This is a genomic window from Streptomyces sp. SN-593 (assembly GCF_016756395.1).
GTDB classification, from domain to species: Bacteria; Actinomycetota; Actinomycetes; order Streptomycetales; family Streptomycetaceae; genus Actinacidiphila; species Actinacidiphila reveromycinica.
This window is the reverse complement of the sequence record NZ_AP018365.1, coordinates 8,105,067-8,121,852: the sequence shown is the minus strand read 5'-3', so window position 1 is coordinate 8,121,852 and position 16,786 is coordinate 8,105,067. Positions and strand designations below refer to the sequence as shown.

The following is a 16,786-nucleotide window of genomic DNA, read 5'->3' as shown; positions in this document are numbered from 1 at the left end:
ATCGTTGTACGACGATGACGAGAGGATCTGTCGGATGCTCCCAGCACTGTTGTCCTCGGGCGGGTGCGGGCCGCGATCGATCAGCGTGTCGAGGAGCCGCTGGCTCGCCTTCACCGCCGGACTGGCGGCCCTCGTCCTGCTCGCGCTGGTCAGCCCGGTGTCACCGGCCCGGGCGGCCGGCACGTACCAGGGTCCCGGGCAGCAGCCCCCGGTTCCGGCGGTGGGCGCCGGAACGCACTTCCTGGACGACGCGTCGTATCTGCCGGGCTTCGCCGACCCGGACTGGTACGAGTCGAACATCCCGTTCGTGGACCTGCCGGACGCCACCGTGCAGAGCGTCTACTACTACCGCTGGCGTACGTACAAGGAGCACCTGCGCTACACCGACCCGCAGGACGGCTGGATCTCCACGGAGTTCCTCGACTGCTGCGGCTACGCCGCCCCCTACCAGGCGATCGACGCGGCGGCCGGCCACCAGATCACCGAGGGCCGCTGGGTCAGGGACCAGACGTACGACGACGACTACATCAGGTTCTGGCTGACCGGGCCCGGCGCGGGCGCCAAGCCGGCGACCGACGACGTCAACGCGGACACCACCGACTGGGCCCACGAGTACAGCGTGTGGCTGGCCACCGCCGCCTACCAGCAGGCCGAGGTGACGGGCGACTACTCCGAGGTCGTCTCGCTGCTGCCGCAACTGGTCCGCCAGTACCGCGGCTGGGACGGGCAGTTCAACGCGAGCCTCGGCCTGTACTGGTCGGTGCCGGTGTGGGACGCCATGGAGTTCTCCGCGTCCTCCTACGCCTCCGGCGACCCCTACCACGGCGGCGCCGGCTACCGGCCGACGCTCAACTCGTACCAGTACGGCGACGCGGAGGCGATCAGCCGGATCGCGCGGCTGGCCGGGGACACCGCGCTGTCCCGGGAGTACGCCGGGCGGGCCGCGAAGCTCGCCTCGGCGATGCAGAAGTGGCTGTGGGACCCCAGCCGCGGCTTCTACTACACGATGCCGCGCGACGACAATCCCGACCACAGGCTGTCCGACACCCGCGAGGAGATCGGCTACCTGCCCTGGATGTTCGGCGCCGCACAGCCGTCCGACGCCGGCGCGTGGTCGCAACTGCTGGACCCGCAGGGCTTCGCCGCCGCCTACGGGCCGACCACGGCCGAACGCCGCAGCCCGTACTTCATGAAGGACGCCGGCGCGTGCTGCCGCTGGGACGGGCCGAGTTGGCCCTTCGCCACGTCGCAGACCCTGACCGGCCTGGCCGACCTGCTCGACGACTACCCGGCACAGGCGTCGATCACCGGGGACGACTACGCCGCGGCCCTGGCCACCTACGCCGAGACCCAGACCAAGGACGGCGAGCCGTACGTCGCCGAGGCCCACGACCCCGACAAGGACGCCTGGATCTACGACTCCTCCGACCACAGCGAGGACTACAACCACTCCACCTTCGACGACCTGGTGCTGTCCGGGCTCATCGGCCTGCGTCCCCAGCAGGGCGACTCGCTGAAGGTGCAGCCGCTGGTCCCCGCCTCCTGGGACCACTTCGCGGCCGAGAACGTGCCCTACCACGGCCACAACGTCACCGTGCTGTGGGACCGCGACGGCAGCCACTACCACCAGGGCGCCGGCATGCGCCTGTACGTCGACGGGCAGCTCGTGCGGCGCTCGGCGACCCTGCGCGACACCACCGTGGCGGTCGGCCGCACGACGACGGTCCGGTCCGGTGGCCTGGTCGACGACGCCGCCAACCCGTTGCGCACCGGCTACCCCGAGCCCCTCGCCTCCTACACCTGGCCGAACGACAACGCCTGGAACGCCCTGGACGGCAAGACCTGGTACGACGAGGTGCCCGAGGACACCCGCTGGACCGACTACGGCTCGCCGAACAGCGGTGACTCCTACGGCGTCGACTTCGGCGCCCCCACACCTGTCAGCGACATCCGCTGGTCCGGCTACGACGACGGCGGCGGGGTCCGGCCGGCAGCCGACTACCGCCTGCAGTTCTGGGACGGCTCCGCCTGGAAGGACGTGCCCGGCCAGGTGCACAGCCCGGCCCGCCCCGTGGGCAACGGCACCAACCGCGTCACCTTCCCGCAGCTCACCACCGGCAAGGTCCGACTGGTGTTCACCAATCCGCCCGGTGCCTTCGTCGGCGTCACCGAGTTCCAGTCATGGGCGCCCTCCAGTCCTGACGCCGCCGTCAGCGTCGGGCCCGCCAACGCCGCCGGCCTGGTCACCGTCGCACCGTCCACACCGATCGGCGTCACCGTACGCAACACGACGGGGCGGCCGCTGACCTCCGCGCAGGTGGACCTCGCTCTGCCACCGGGCTGGTCGGCCGACCCGGTCGGGCATCCCTCCGGCGCGATCGGCCCGGGCAGGTCCGCGGTGTGGACCTACACCCTGCACGCTCCCCCGGGCGCCGCCCCCGGCAGCGCCGCGGCCCTGACCGCCACCGCCGCCTACCGGCCCGCGGGCGGCCAGCGGCAGTCAACCCACCGTCTGCAGAACCTCCGCATCGCCTACCCGGCCGGCCAGCGGGACCCGGTCGGCACCTGGGCCCTCGACGAGGGTGCCGGCGGCACCGCCCACGACAGCTCCGGCTCGCACGACGCCACGCTGACCGGCGCGCCCGCCTGGGTGCCCGGTGTCACCGGCACCGCGCTGCAACTCGACGGCTCCGACCAGTACGCCCAGACGGCCGGACCGGTCCTGGACACCACCGGCGACTTCACCGTCTCCGCCTGGGTGCGCCTGGACCGCACCGGGTCCTTCGCCACCGCCGTCAGCCAGGACGGCACCACCAGCAGCGGCTTCTACCTGCAGTACTCCTCGGCCGACGACCGGTTCGCGTTCTCCACCGGCGAAGGCCGCGCGCTGTCGGACCGGACACCGCAGACCGGCCGCTGGTACCAACTGGTGGGCGTCCACGACGCCGACGCCGGCACCTACACCCTCTACGTCGACGGCGTCGCGCAGACCACCGTGTGGAGTCAGGCCACCGGGGACGCCGCGAACGGCCCGCTCGCCATCGGGCGCGCGGTCTCCGGCGGGAGGACCAGCGATCCGTGGCCCGGCGGCATCGACCAGGTGCAGGCATGGAACCGGGCGCTGTCGGCCGCGGACGTGGCCGGCCAGTACCACCCGCAGACCTGACCGCCCGCTGTTCCACGCCCGTCAACTTCGGGGCGGCCCGATCACCGCGTGACCGTGCCGCCCCGTGCACGGCGTCCGCGCACTCACGGACGCCGCCCCTTCACCCAACCGGAGGAACAACCGTGATGCGCAGAGCCGGCCGAGCCGCGGCGATCGCCGCCGCGCTGATCGCGACGGCGGCCACCTCCAGCACGGCGGCCGCGGCCGGCCAGCCCCCGACCGGGGCCGGGCCGCCCCACGGCCCCACGGCCACCGGCGACCCGTGGACGCTGACCAGCAACTCCTACGCGGCCCAGGACATCACCAGGACGCCCTTCGTCGGCAACGGCTACCTGGGCGAGCGCCTGCCCGCCGTCGGCCAGGGCTACCAGGGCGACCTCGGGCCGGCCGGCTACCAGTTGGACCAGCAGCCCAAGCAGCGGCTGACCACCTCCATGGTCGCCGGCGTCTACGACAAGGGCCTGACCTCCTCCGTGCCCGGCATGGAGTACATGGCCTCGCTCCCCACCTGGACCACGATGGCCCTCGGCGTGGACGGCCACACCCTGGACGCCGCCGTGCCGCAGGACCGGATCAGCGGCTACCGGCAGCGCCTGGACCTCGCGCACGGCGCCGTCGACACCTCGATGACCTGGACACCCGAGGACGGCAAGGCCACCGGCGTACGCGTCGACGTGCTCGCCAACCGCTCGCTCGAACACCTCGGGCAGGTCCGCCTCACCGTCACCCCGCGGTGGACCGGGGACCTGGACCTGTCCGCGCTCCTGGACGGCGCCGGCGCCCAGGGTGTCAACGCCACCTCCCGTGCCGTGGACACCGCCGCGGACACCGCGACCGTCCAGCTCACCACGCCGGGCGACGACACCCGCGTCGCGGAGACGCAGCGGCTCGTGGCCGGCCCGGGCACGACGGTCTCCGCCCGCACCGCCGCGCAGCCCTCGGACGACGCGGCCACCGCGGGCGAGAAGTGGACGCTGCCCGTCACCGCGGGCGCCACCTACACGGTGACCAAGTACGTCGGGATCGCGACCTCCGACGATCCCGGTGACCCGGCTGCCACCGCGGCCGCCACCGTCCGGGACGCGGTCCGCGAGGGCTGGTCGAAGCTCACCGCGCGGCACGACGCGGACTGGGCCGCGCTGTGGAGGCCCAACATCCTGGCGGCCGGTGACACCGACCTGCAGGCCGACATCGACATGTCGTTCTACACGCTGTACTCCAGCCTGCGCGCCGGCAGTTCGTGGAGCATCCCGCCCGCCGGCCTGACCAGCCAGGACTACAACGGCGACATCTTCTGGGACGCGGACACCTGGATGTTCCCGTCGCTGCTCGCCTTCCATCCCGAACTCGCCAGGTCCATCGTGATGTTCCGCTCGCGGACCCGGGCACAGGCCGAGGCCGACGCGCGGAGCAACGGCTACGCCGGAGGGATCTGGGCCTGGGACAACGGGCCCGGCGGCGTCTGCGGCGACCTCGGCCACCCGATGTGCGTCACCTTCGAGGACCACCTGGAGGGCGACATCGCGCTCGCGCAGTGGCAGTACTACCAGGCCACCGGGGACACCGAGTGGCTCAGGGACCACGGCTACCCCGTGTTGAGGGACGTCGCCGCGTTCTGGGCGAGCCGGGCCACGAAGGGAGCGGACGGCCGCTACCACATCGACGGCGTCACCGGCCCCGACGAGTACCACGAGCACGTCGACGACAACGCCACCACCAACGCGGGCGCCGTTCTCGCCCTGAGGAACGCCGCGGCCGCGGCCGCCGTGCTGCACCAGAGGCCGGACCCGGCGTGGGCGACGATCGCCGACGGCATCGCGGTGCCCACGGACGCCGACGGCAGCCACCCCGAGTACGCCGGCTACACCGACCAGACCGTCAAACAGGCCGACACGGTCATGCTCGCCTACCCGCTGGGCTACGTCACCGACCCGTCGTCGGCCGCGGCGGACCTCGACCGCTACATGCCGGTCACCGACGTCAACGGCCCGGCCATGACGGACTCGGTGGAGTCGGTGGTCGCCGCGCAGATCCAGCAGCCCGGCTGCCTGGACTACACGCTGTTCGAGAACTCCTACCAGCCCTACGTGAAGGGGCCGTTCCGCCAGTTCTCCGAGACCCAGGGCGACGTGCCGCTCCAAGGGGGCGGCACCGGACCGGCGTTCACCTTCGCCACCGGAGCCGGCGGCTTCCTCCAGACCTTCCTCAACGGCTTCGGCGGCATCCGGTGGAACAGCGACGGCCTGGCGCTGGCACCCACCCTTCCCCCGCAGCTCGCTTCCGGTGTCACGCTGGCCGGAATCCAGTACCGCGGCAGCCGGCTGGACGTGCGCATCGGTGCGAGGACCACCACGGTGGCTCTCACGTCGGGCCGGGCCGTCACCGTCCGCACGCCCGACGGTGCCGAGCGCCTCACCCGCGGCCGGCCGCTGTCCCTTCCGACCGCGCGTCCCGACCGGGCCGCCACCGACGACCTCGCCCGCTGCCAGACGGCATCGGCCGCGTCCGCGCAACCCGCGATGCCCCCCGCCGGCGCCGTGGACGGCAACGACACCACCACGTGGACGGCTTCGGCCGGCTCCTCGTCCCTCCAGGTCGCCCTGTCCGGCCGCAGCCTCACCGACCACCTCCGTGTGCGGTGGGGCACCGGGCGCCCGGACACGTACACCGTCGAGGTCCAGGACGGCTCGGGCACGACCTGGCACCAGGTGGACCAGGGCGCCGTTCCGGCGCTGGGCGACCTCGTGGCGCGGTGGAGCCGGACCGAGGCCACCGCGGTGCGCCTGTCGTTCGACGGCGCGGTGCCCGCGTCGGTCGCCACGCTGTCCGTGCCCCGGGCGCAGGCGGCCGACCTCACCGCGGTGCTGACGGCCGAGGGCACCTCGCCCGGAAGGACCGCCACCGTGCACCTGGCCCTCACCTCCGTCGGCGGCACCGACGCACGCCGCGTGGAGAGCAGGCTGCGCGTGCCGGACGGCTGGCAGGTCAGCGCTGACCCCGGTCCGGTCACCATCGCCAGGGACGGCCACGCCGACCTCGGATGGACGGTCACCCCGCCCGCGGGGCAGGCGACCACGGCCGCCCGGCTCACCGCCACCACCAGTTGGGACGGCACCGCCGGACGGGACACGCAGACGGCCGCCACGGTCCTCCCGGTCGTGACGCCGTCGCCGCTGGGCTCGACCGTCGAAGCCGAGGACGGCGCGCTCAGCGGTGGCGCGCAGGTGGCGAGCGATCACGGCGGCTACACCGGCGGCGGCTTCGTGGCCGGCTGGTACACCGGGGCCTCCGACACCGTCGCGGTGGATGTTCCGGCCGCCGGCCCCCGCGCCGTCACCATCCGCTACGCCAACTCCCTCGGGGGTCAGCGCCCGCCGCTGGAGAACGTCACCCGGACGATCACCCTCACGGCCGGGGGAGCTGATCAGCAGGTGGAGCTGCCGGTCACCGGTGGCTGGGAGACCTGGTCGACGGTCACCGTTCCCGTCGACCTGCCGGCCGGGGACGACCCGATCTCCCTGACGGTCGGCTCCGCCGACTCCGGCAGCGTCAACATCGACAGCCTGGCGGTGGACTGAGCGGTCGCCGATTTCAGGGGAGCCCGGGTCGCCGGTCCGGCGGCCTACCGTGCCGGACCGGCGACCCGGGCGGCGGTGCGCGCGCCGGCCCCTCCGCGCAAGCGGCGGGCAGGTCAGCCGGCGGTGGCGTAGACCTTGCTCGCGAACTCCGCGATCTGCTCGTCCGAGAGGTTCCTGGCGAGGTCGGCCTCGGTGATCATGCCGCACAGGCGGTGGCCGTCGTCCACGTCGATGACCGGCAGCCGCTTGATCCGGTGCCCCTCCATGATCTCCAGCGCCTCCCGGGCGGGGGCCTGCGCGTCGATCCAGTGCAGTTCGCCGCCGAGGCTGCCGGCGGGGGTCGCCGCGGGGTCCCCGCCCTCGGCGACGCAGCCGATGACGATGTCGCGGTCGGTGATCAACCCCTTGAGACGGTTGTCGTCGCCACAGATCGGAACGCAGCCGACCTGCTGGTCCCGCATCGTCGTGGCGGCGTCGAGGAGCGACTGGTGCTCGCCGACGCACTGGACTTCGGCGGACATGATGTCCCGTGCGGTCATGCTGCTGGCTGACGCCATGATGTCCTCCTGTGTGGTGCGTGTCCGGACCGGGTCGGACCGAGGGCGCCCGCCCCGTCCTCTGTCGTGTCGCGTCGCGCGCTGGGCCGCCTGTGGCGACGAGACCGCCGGCCCCGGGCCGGCACCGTGCTTCCCGGTCCGGCCTCCGGGCCGGGAGCCGCCGCCACGGCTCCGGTGAAGGCCCCTCGGGCCCCCGCGCATCCCGCGCATGCCCGACAGGAGGACGCCGAACCCCTTTTCGACCGTTTTCCCGTGGTTCGCCGCACCGCGGGCATCGGGCGGCTGGCGTCCATCCATACATGTATGTATGGTGACGCCGTGACGGAACCACCACGTGACGCCCGTGAGCGTCTGATCGAGGGAACCCGGGAACTGCTCTGGGAGCGGGGCTACGTCGGCACGAGTCCCACCGCGATCTGGCGCGCCTCCGGCGTGGGCCAGGGCAGCATGTACCACCACTTCCAGGGCAAGCCGGACCTGGTCCTGGCGGCCGAACAGCGCAGCGCCGAGCAGATGCAGCGGGACATCAGGGCGTGCTTCGCCCAGGAGGGCTCCGCCTACGAGCGCATCTCGGCCTACCTGCTGCGCGAGCGCGACGCGCTGCGCGGCTGCCCCGTCGGCCGTCTGGTGGCGGACCCCGAGATCGCGGCGGACGGCCGGCTGCGGGAGCCCGCGCGCGAGACCTTCGCGGTCCTGCACGAGTGCCTGGTGTCCGCGCTGGAGGACGGCAGGAACGCCGGGGAGTTCGCCGCGGACCTGGACGCCGTGCGGACGGCGAGCACGTTGGCGGCCGTCGTCCAGGGCGGCTACACCCTCGCACGGGCGGAGGCGTCCGCCGAGCCGTACGAACGGGCCGTCCAGGGCGCTCTGGCCCTGCTCCGACTCGCCGACCGGTAGGCCCGGGGCCGCAGGCGCGGCCGGCCGACGGATCGCCGTCCCGCATCCGGCGCGGCGTCGACACGGAAAGGACCCACCGGTGGTGGCAGACCTCACCCAGCAGCAGCCTGCGGCAGTCCCCCTCGGGCGACGGCCGGCGCTCGGCCTGGCCGGGATGTGCCTGGGCACGGCACTGATCGTGATGGAGGCCAACGTCGTCAACGTCGCGGTCCCCACCATCCGCGCCGACCTGCACGCGGGACCGGCGACCGGACTGTGGATCGTGGACGCCTACACCCTGGTGTTCGCCGTGCTGCTGCTGTCGGCAGGGCGGCTCGGTGACCGCATCGGCGCGCGGCGGGCCTACCTGATCGGCCTGGGCGTCTTCGCGGTGGCCTCGCTGGTCTGCGCGGTGACGGCGTCCGCGGCGCTGCTGGTCGCCGCGCGTGCGGCGCAGGGCGTCGGCGCGGCGCTGCTGGCTCCCGCACCGCTGACGCTGATCACCCGTGCGTACACCGACGCCGCGGCCCGGGCGAGAGCGGTCGCGGTCTGGGTGAGCGCCGGCGGCATCGGCTTCATGGTGGGGCCGCTGCTGTCCGGCGTCCTGGTCGACACACTCGGCTGGCGCAGCGTCTTCCTCCTCAACGTCCCCGTCACCCTCCTCACCGCCCGGCTCCTGCTCGGCCATGTCGAGGAGACCACCCGCCATCGTGTCGGCTTCGACCCGGCCGGCCAGGCGCTGGCGGTCGTCAGCCTGGGCGCCGTGGTCTGGGGACTGGTCGGGTCCGCCCTCTACGGCTGGGCCTCCCCGCTCGTCATCGTCGCCCTGACCGGCGGGGCCGTGGTGTTCGGCGCCTTCCTGGCCGTCCAGTCGCACGGCGCACACACCGGCCGCCAGGTGCTGGTGCCGCCGTCCGTCCTGCGCGCCCGGCCGGTTCTCGCCGGACTGCTCGGCGGCGCCGTCTACAACTTCACCCTCTACGGCATGCTGATCGTCTGCACCTTCGACTTCCAGCGCCTACGGCACTACACACCGCTGACGACCGGTCTGGCCTTCCTGCCCCTGACCGTCGTCGCCACCGTCACCTCCGCGTTCGTCGGCGGCCGCTTCGTCCACCGGTACGGGCCGCGCGCCGCCATCGGCGTCGGCATGGTGGTCTGCGCGCTGGGCCTCGCCGTCCTGGGCGCCGGCGCCGTCGCGTCGCCGTATCCCGTGGTCGCCGGCGGGCTCGCCGTCTTCGCGTTCGGGCAGAGCCTCGTCGCGCCGGCACAGACGCTCGCGGTCATGTCGTACCTCCCCGACGAGCACAGGAACATGGGGTCCAGCGCGTTGAACACCGCCCGGCAGACCGGGGGCGTCATCGGCGTCGCCCTGCTCGGCGCGCTCGTCGCCGGCGGACTGCGCACCGGCACGCCGGTCGCCCTGTGGGTCGCGGCGGCGGCCTGCCTGACGGCGGCGGCCGGCGCCGGGAGACTTCTCGCGGGGCGCGGGCACGGATGAGCCGCGAGACCGGTTCGCCGCTCGGGCGACTCGCCCCGGTCGTCCAGGACCGCGGCGGCCCCGACGCGTCGGTGCCCTTGGCGATCGTCCCGGGGGCGGGAGCCGCCCCTGCGGCGCCCGGCGGGCGCCGCTTGCCGCGCGGGGCGGCCGGCGGTCAGGCCAGCGCCTGGTCGAGCTGGGCGTGGATGGAGAAGAGGGAGTCGGCGCCGGTGATCTCCAGCACGCGCAGGACCGGGTCGGTGAGGCCGGCCAGGTGGAGCGGGACGGAGCGTTCCTCGGCTTCCTGGCGGATGCGCAGCAGCAGGTTCAGTCCGCTGGAGTCGCAGAAGGTGACCCCGGTGGCGTCCACGGCCACCAGGCGGGGCGCGGGGTCGGCGCTCAGCGCGCGGTCCAGGACGGGTTCGAGGACCGCGCCGCCTTCCAGGTCCAGCTCGCCGGCGGCGCAGACGATCTGCGCGCCGTCCTCGGTGCTCCGGGCGGACACCGTCAGCCGCGCGCGGTCGCCGGCCGCTCCGAGCTCGTCGACTTGCCCCATGCAGACGCTCTCCCCATCTGGCTGATCATGGATCGGTCGCCCGTGATCTTACCCCCTGGCGCCCGTGCGAGCCGCTCTCGTGTTCGAGGGAACGGGGTGCCGGCGCGGCTCGCAGTCAGACTGCTCGGCGGCGTACCGTGGCAAACGACTTCCGGGGGGTAGGCACATGGCGATCACGGCATTTCCGACGAGACGGCTGGGGCGACGCCGGTGACCGACCATCCCTTCGCTCGGGTCCCACTGCCCGAACGCCCCGACCTGGTGCTGCACCGGCGCGCCGCGTACGGCGACGTCCCCGACAGCATCGGCGCGGCCCGCGACCTGACCCGCGCCTTCCTGGCGGACATCCCCGAGGAGGCGGCCGCGCTCTCGGACCAGACCGCCGGGGACGTCATGCTCGTGGTGAGCGAGCTGGTCACCAACGCCGCCCGCCACGACAGCGGCGCCCGCCTGCTGGACCTGGCCTGCACCGCCAGGGAGGTGGAGGTCACCGTCTGGGACACCAGCTCCCAGCTCCCGCAGCGGTTCCCCCGCGATCCCGACCGCATCGGGGGCCACGGCATCGAGATCGTCGCGCGCCTGTGCTCCGCCTTCGAGGCCGAAGCCGTCCCCGGGGGCAAACGCGTCCACGCCCGGATCGCCCTGAAGGGGGCGCGGCACCCCACCGGGTGAACCGCGGGTCGGCGCCCGCGGTTCGGGCGGCGGGAGGTGGGCGGTCGGCCGTGGGCGGGTCGGAACCCGGGTCAGAACCCGGGGAAGAGCGCCTGGAGGTCGGCCCGGGTCACGGCTCCGGCGGCCGCGAGGGCGTCCGTGGGGCGGGAGCGCCCGTAGACGAGCCGCAGGACCGCCTCCGCGGTGCCGGTGAGGGAGCCGGCCGGCCCGGCCGGCTCGCACGGGTACAGGTGGACCTCGGCTCCGAGGTCCAGCAGCACGGTGCGGCCGGGGTCGGTGAGGTGGAGGGTGAACTGCGCGGGGCCGAGGCGGGTGAGGGTGTCGGCGTCGCGGAAGCGGGTGGCGACCAGGTCCAGCCGCTCCCACAGCAGTTCCACCTCCGCCCGCGGGATCGTCGCCCCCGGGGTGAGGGCGGCTTCGACGTCCCAGGCGTGCACGGAGTGTTCCGACAGCCGGTAGCCGGCGTAGGCGGGGACGTCGAGCGGCCCGGCGAAGTACGGGACGCGTACCGACTGCCGCCGACCGGCGTCGAGGGAGTCCAGCAGGCGCAGGTGGCGGGCGTCGGCGGCCAGCCATGCCTCCCGCTGCGCGGGCGGGGACAGGGCGTTCCACCGCTCCCACACCGGCTGCGCCTCCTCCCGGCTCGGCCCCTGTCCGTCGCCCGCGATGCCGCGTTCGAGCAGGGTGGTGGAGATCTCGGCGGCGCTGCCGAGGTGGGACAGGACCTGGGCGACGGTCCATCCGTCGGCCATCGAGGGCCGGCTCAGGTCCTGCTCGGACAGGGGCACGACGGTGCCGGCCAGGCGTGCGGAACTGGCGTGCAGGGCCTGTAGCCAGGGGTGCAGGGCGTCGGTGGGACCGGCGGTGGGCGTGGGGGCGGTCATGGTCCGGCCCTTCAGTTGCTGTGGTGGGCGAGGTCGGCGGCGGTGAGCCCTTCCAGGGCCATGCCCACCTGGAGGCCCTCGGCCATGCGGCGGCTGATGCGCTGGCGCAGGGTGACCGCGAGGTACCGGGTGAGCAGTTGGGGCTTGGCGGCCAGCGTCTCGGCGAGTTCCTGGGCGCGGGGCAGGACCTTGTCCAGGGGGTGCACCTCCGCGACGGCGCCCCAGCGTTCGGCCTGCTCGGCGGTGAAGGAGCCCTGGGTGAGGGTGAGGTGGCGGGCGCGGTTGACGCCGAGGGCCTCCTCCCAGGCGATCTGGATGCCGTCGCCGGGGACGATCCCGAAGGTCAGGTGGGGGAAGTCGGAGAAGACGGTGGTGTCGGCGGCGACGACGATGTCGGCGAGCAGGGCGTACTCGCTGTGCACGGACACCGGGCCGTTGACGGCGGCGATGACGGGCATCTCCAGGTCGACGAGGCGCTGGAGCACGCGGCGGCCCTCGGCGACGGTGCGGTCCCACTGGGCGGGCTTGGTGATGTCGCCCAGGCTCGGTCCGTCGATGTCGGTCATGAAGCGGTCACCGGTGCCGGTCAGTACCAGGACCCGGTTGTCCCGGTCCTCGCCGATCTCGAACAGGGCGCGGGGGAAGTCCGTGTGGGTGGTGCCGGTGAACGTGGCGGGTCCGCCGCCGGTGTGGAAACGCAGCGTGAGGACACCGGTGGAGGTGCGGCTCATCGCGAGGTTCTCGAACGCGGTGAAGTAGGACGGGTTCTGCTCGGACACGACGAGCTCCTTCATCTGGGTGCCGGGCGGCCGTTCCGCCTGGTGCCCTCTACTCAACTCCCGCCGCGCCGATCCGCATAGTGCCAGGCCAGAGCAGTTGCCGAAGGCCGCGATAAGGATTGCTGATGGCCCCGCGCCGCACGCCGGATCCGGATCGCGGAAGGGCCCGTACGGCCGCGGGGTCCGCCGGGGCCGCCTCCCGTTTCCACCGCCCGGCGGCCCCCTCACCGACGTCACCGAACGTGACGCCCCTCCGGGTGGCGGGCAGGGGCCGCGGCCGGCCGTCGGGAACCCGTGGTGCGATAGGGGCATGGAGATCCGAGCAATGCGCGCCTTCGTGGCGGTGGTGGAGGAGGGCTGGCTGATGTGCAGCCGCCAGGCGGCTGCACATCAGCCAGCCCTCCCTGTCCCAGACGGTGGGCGCGCTGGAGCGCGAGTACGGGGTACGGCTCCTGGTCCGTTCCTCCACCGGTGTGCGGGCCACGGACACCGGGCGGGTCCTGCTCGCCGAAGCCCGCGCCGTCCTGGCCCGTTACGACCAGGCCCAGGCCGTCATGGCCGCGCACACCGCCCGCGCCGACAGCACCCTGCGCATCGGCATCCCCCTGGAACTGCCGGCCGACCTGCTGTCCGGAGCCCTGCTCGACCTGGCCGCCGAACACCCGGCCACCCGCGTCCAGGCACGGCACCTGTCCACCGCCGCGCAGATCGCGGAACTACGGACCGGCGACCTCGATCTGGGCCTGCTGCGCGAACGCCCACCGGGCAGGGAGTTCGACGCGATGCTCGTCGTGCGGGAGCGCCTCGGCGTCCTGCTCGCCACGGAACGCGCCGTCGGGCTCACCGGACCCGACGGTATCCGCCTGGACGCGCTGAGCGAACTGCACTGGGTCGGCTTCCCCCGCGAGGGCAGTCCCGCCTGGTACGACGAGCTCACCGCCATCCTGCGCAGCCACGGCATCGACCCCGGACCGCCCGCCCCCGAGGGACCGCCGCTGATCGCCGAGGTGAAGCTCGCCTCCGTCAGCGCCGGCCACGCCTTCGCCCTCGCGCCCCCGGGCTGGTCCCAGCCCCTGCCCGGCACCGTCGCCTGGTTCCCGCTGACGGACCACCCCGTCGTCCGACGCACCTGGGCGGTGTGGAACGCCGGCTCCCACCGCCGCGACCTCGGCCACCTCATCGCCGCCCTCGAACAGCCGCCCACCCCGCGCGACCCCCCGCACCCGTCCGCTTGAGGCCCGTCCGGCGGGTCGTGCCGCGGCCCACCGCCCCGGATCGCGCCCACCGGCAGGAAGGGGCGCCCCCGCCGGAACCGGGGCGGCCGGGACCGGTCGTCGGTGCCGCGGCCCTGTGCACGTGCACCGCTCCGGAAGCCGCGCCGTCCTGCCCGGGCGTCAGCCGGAAACCGCCCGTCCCGAGCCGCGGGTGGCGGGGCCGGCGCGTGGGACGGGTTCGGCGAAGAGCGCGGCCAGCTCCGTCCGGGAGCGCACGCCGAGCCGGCTGTAGACGTTGCGCAGGTGGTACTCCACCGTGCGCGAGCTGAGCACGAGGAGTTCGGCGATCTCCTGGTTCGTCGCGCCGCGCGCGACCAGCCCGGAGATGCGGATCTGCTGCGCGGTGAGCTGCCGTTCGACCGGCTGGACGGCGGGGCCGGCGCGGTCGCCGGCCGCGCGCAGCTCGGCCGCGGCCCGCGCCGCCCACGGCGGCGCCTCGTACTGCTGGAAGATCGCCAGCGCGTCCCTCAGCAGGCCCCGCGCGGCGCGCGGCCTGCGGGCCCGCCGCAGCCGGTGGGCGTAGAACAGCTCGGTCTTGGCCATCTCCAGCGCCGCGTCGTCGTCGCGGTGCAGCCGCAGCGCCTCCCTGAAGTGCTCCTCCGCGCTCGTCTCGCTCTCGGCGAGCAGGCCGTGGCAGCGGTGCGCCAGCGCCAGTCGGCCCGGTGCGGCGCTGCTGGCCGCCCAGCTCTCGAAGCCGCGCAGCGCCGAGGCCGCCTCGTCCCGGCGCCCGCAGCGGACTGCCGCCTCGACGAAGTGCGGGGCGGCCATCCCCCGGATCGCCAGGTTCGTCTGGCCCGCGCCCGCGGCCATGTGGCGGAAGCGGGCCAGCGCGTCCGCGGGTCGGTCCTCCACCAGGTCCAGACACGCCGACGCCCAGCAGTTGAAGGCGCCGGGCCGGCCCAGTTCGCGTGCCGCGACCTCGTGTGCCGCTGCCTCCAGCCGGAGTGACACGGCCGCCCGGTCCCCCTGGAGCGCCGCCAGCAGCGCCAGCAGGGAGAGGTGGTCCACCGCGAGGTTCCGCTGTCCCGTGGACCGCGCCAGCCCCAGTCCTTCCAGGGCGGCGGCCTCCGCCGCCGCGTGCCGGTCGAGCATCAGCGCGGACAGGGCCTGGTAGACCAGCGCGGCCGGCACCAGGGCGTGCGCGCCCAGCTCGCCCGCGCCGTGCGCCGCCGAGACGGCCAGTTCGTACGCGCGGCGCGCGTCACCGAGGGTGTACGCGGCCTGGCTGGCCCAGATCGCCGGTTCGGGCCCGCCGGACGCTCCGGCGAGCCGCACCACGCGTCCCAGGGCGCGGTTCGCCTCCTCGTGGTGCGCGCGGAAGGTCGCCGACATCCCGGCGAAGTGCTCGAAGACCAGGCGCAGCGTCGGCGGGTCGTCGTCCCGCCGCAGCCTCCGCGCCCGGTCCGCGAGCGCGAAGTACCCGTTGAAGTCCCCGGCCAGGCACGTCGCTTCGCCCGCGAGCATCAGCGCCCTGGCCAACGTCTCCCCCCGGCCGGCGGCGAAGTGGTCGACGGCCCGCACCAGATGGCGGCCGGCCAGCGCGGGCACGCCGTCGCGCAGTTCGATCTCGCCCTGGACCAGCCTGCGCAGTCCCTGGGTCGACGCGGAACCGCCGTGCGACGGCGCCCGGGCGAGCAGCCCGCGCACCGGGCGCAGATCGCCGGCCGCGAGCCGGTCGGCCGCCGCGGTGACCAGCCAGCGGGCCCGTACCGGCCCCTGCACGGTGAAGTCGGCGCCCTGCTCCAGGATGGCCGCGGCCTCCGCGGGGTCGCCGGTCGCCCGAACGGCCCCGGCCGCGGCCTCCAGTTCGGCGACCGGCTCCGGCCACGTCCCCCCGGCCGCGGCGAGGCGGTGCAGGGCCTGGCGCGGCCGGGAGGCGCCGGGTCCGGTGAGCGCGGCCAGCGCCCGGTGGGCCGACACCTGCTCGGCCCAGGGCAGTTCCGCGGACAGCATGGTCCGCAGCAGCCGTCCCGGAACGCTGACGTGGCCGCTCCCGGTGGCCACCAGGCGTGCCGTGTGCGCCTCGTCGAGTGCGGCGGCCAGGGTCTCCCGGGCCAGGCCGGCCCCTCCCGCCGCCGCCATCAGCACGCCGGTGGGCAGCGGCGCTCCGGCCAGGGCGAGGGCCACCACCGTGCGCGCCGCGGGCGAGAGCCCCGCGAGCCGCCGCCGGCAGCGGGTGCGCAGCCGGCCTTCCGGCGCCGGAAGGCACGGCGCGGCGGGCTGCCGGGCGCCCGCCGCCCGTCCGAGCTCCACCAGCGCCAACGGGCTGCCGGCCGCCAGGTCGACGATCTCGTCGGCCGTTCCGCCGCCGGGCGGCCCGCACCCCAGGTCGGCCACCAGCCGGCCGGCCTCCTCCGCGGTCAGCGGCCGCAGGCCCAGCACGGGGAGGCCGTCCAGCGCCACGCCGGCCCGGGACTGCGGATCGGCCGCGAACACCAGCGCCGCCGGCACCTCGGCCAACCGCCGGGCGACGAACCCCAGGGCGCGTACCGAGGTCGCGTCCAGCCAGTGCGCGTCGTCCACGCACCACAACTGGGGCCGTCGCCGCGCGAGCGACGCCAGCAGCCCCAGCAGCGCGGCGCCCAGCGGCAGTTCACCGGCCGCGGGCACCGCCCCGGCCAGCACCTCCTCCAGTACCCCGCGCCGCGCGGCGGGCAGCGCGGCCACCTCGCCCGCCAGCGGCACCAGCAGCCGGTGCAGGCCGGCCCCCTGGACACCGGCCTCCGGGGCCGCGCCGCCGATCCGCCGCACCCCGAAGTCGGGGGCGTCCGCGGCGACCGCGTCCAGCAGCGCCGAGCGGCCGGAGCCGGGATCCGCGACGACGGACACCGCGCCTCCCCGCCCGGTGCGCGCCTCGGCCACGAGGCCGGCGATCTCGGCCCGCTCGTGGTCACGTCCGTACAGCGGACCCGACCGTGTGACGCAGGAGTCCTCCTGAGGGTCCATCACGTCAGTGTTACGCGT

The 16,786-nt window shown here is 74.6% G+C and carries 11 protein-coding genes; 6 read left to right on the top strand and 5 right to left on the bottom strand.

Annotation, left to right across the window (positions count from 1 at the left end):
• The first annotated feature begins 34 nt into the window (after nt 1-34).
• Together RVR_RS34370 and RVR_RS34365 are read left to right on the top strand one after the other, a co-directional pair.
• Entirely contained in the window at nt 35-3,166 is a 3,132-nt protein-coding gene (locus RVR_RS34370) for an MGH1-like glycoside hydrolase domain-containing protein (protein WP_202237828.1), read from the top strand.
• A gap of 125 nt (nt 3,167-3,291) precedes the next feature.
• Entirely contained in the window at nt 3,292-6,744 is a 3,453-nt protein-coding gene (locus RVR_RS34365; RefSeq protein WP_202237827.1) for a carbohydrate-binding protein, read from the top strand.
• Nucleotides 6,745-6,857: 113 nt separating this feature from the next.
• Here the strand turns inward: RVR_RS34365 and RVR_RS34360 are convergent, their stop codons facing one another.
• Nucleotides 6,858-7,301: a CBS domain-containing protein gene (locus RVR_RS34360; protein ID WP_202237826.1), complete on the bottom strand. Its 444-nt coding sequence runs from the start codon at nt 7,299-7,301 to the stop codon at nt 6,858-6,860.
• Nucleotides 7,302-7,604: 303 nt separating this feature from the next.
• Between RVR_RS34360 and RVR_RS34355 the strand changes: the two genes are divergently transcribed.
• Complete coding sequence (locus tag RVR_RS34355; protein WP_202237825.1) at nt 7,605-8,198, top strand: TetR/AcrR family transcriptional regulator; 594 nt, start codon at nt 7,605-7,607, stop codon at nt 8,196-8,198.
• An 82-nt stretch (nt 8,199-8,280) separates the two neighbouring features.
• Nucleotides 8,281-9,678, top strand: a complete 1,398-nt coding sequence (locus RVR_RS34350; protein ID WP_202237824.1) for an MFS transporter — start codon at nt 8,281-8,283, stop codon at nt 9,676-9,678.
• A 154-nt stretch (nt 9,679-9,832) separates the two neighbouring features.
• Here RVR_RS34350 and RVR_RS34345 read toward each other — a convergent pair whose 3' ends face one another.
• On the bottom strand, nt 9,833-10,213 hold the full coding sequence (locus RVR_RS34345) for an STAS domain-containing protein (protein ID WP_202237823.1): 381 nt from the start codon (nt 10,211-10,213) through the stop codon (nt 9,833-9,835).
• Nucleotides 10,214-10,423: 210 nt separating this feature from the next.
• Here RVR_RS34345 and RVR_RS34340 point away from each other — a divergent pair, with 210 nt between their 5' ends.
• Complete coding sequence (locus tag RVR_RS34340) at nt 10,424-10,885, top strand: ATP-binding protein (protein ID WP_202237822.1); 462 nt, start codon at nt 10,424-10,426, stop codon at nt 10,883-10,885.
• A 71-nt stretch (nt 10,886-10,956) separates the two neighbouring features.
• Here the strand turns inward: RVR_RS34340 and RVR_RS34335 are convergent, their stop codons facing one another.
• The gene (locus RVR_RS34335) at nt 10,957-11,769 is read right to left on the bottom strand and encodes a maleylpyruvate isomerase N-terminal domain-containing protein (protein ID WP_202237821.1); all 813 of its coding nucleotides are present in this window, start codon (nt 11,767-11,769) and stop codon (nt 10,957-10,959) included.
• 11 nt (nt 11,770-11,780) lie between these two features.
• A complete protein-coding gene (locus RVR_RS34330) occupies nt 11,781-12,548 on the bottom strand; it encodes an enoyl-CoA hydratase/isomerase family protein (RefSeq protein WP_202237820.1) in 768 nt (255 codons plus the stop codon).
• 416 nt (nt 12,549-12,964) lie between these two features.
• Here RVR_RS34330 and RVR_RS34325 point away from each other — a divergent pair, with 416 nt between their 5' ends.
• Nucleotides 12,965-13,783 (top strand): LysR family transcriptional regulator, encoded by an 819-nt coding sequence (locus RVR_RS34325; protein WP_202237819.1) that lies wholly within the window; start codon nt 12,965-12,967, stop codon nt 13,781-13,783.
• A gap of 159 nt (nt 13,784-13,942) precedes the next feature.
• On the opposite strand, the gene RVR_RS34320 is transcribed toward RVR_RS34325, so the two are convergent.
• Nucleotides 13,943-16,768, bottom strand: a complete 2,826-nt coding sequence (locus RVR_RS34320) for a helix-turn-helix transcriptional regulator (RefSeq protein ID WP_202237818.1) — start codon at nt 16,766-16,768, stop codon at nt 13,943-13,945.
• Between the last annotated feature and the right edge of the window lie 18 nt (nt 16,769-16,786).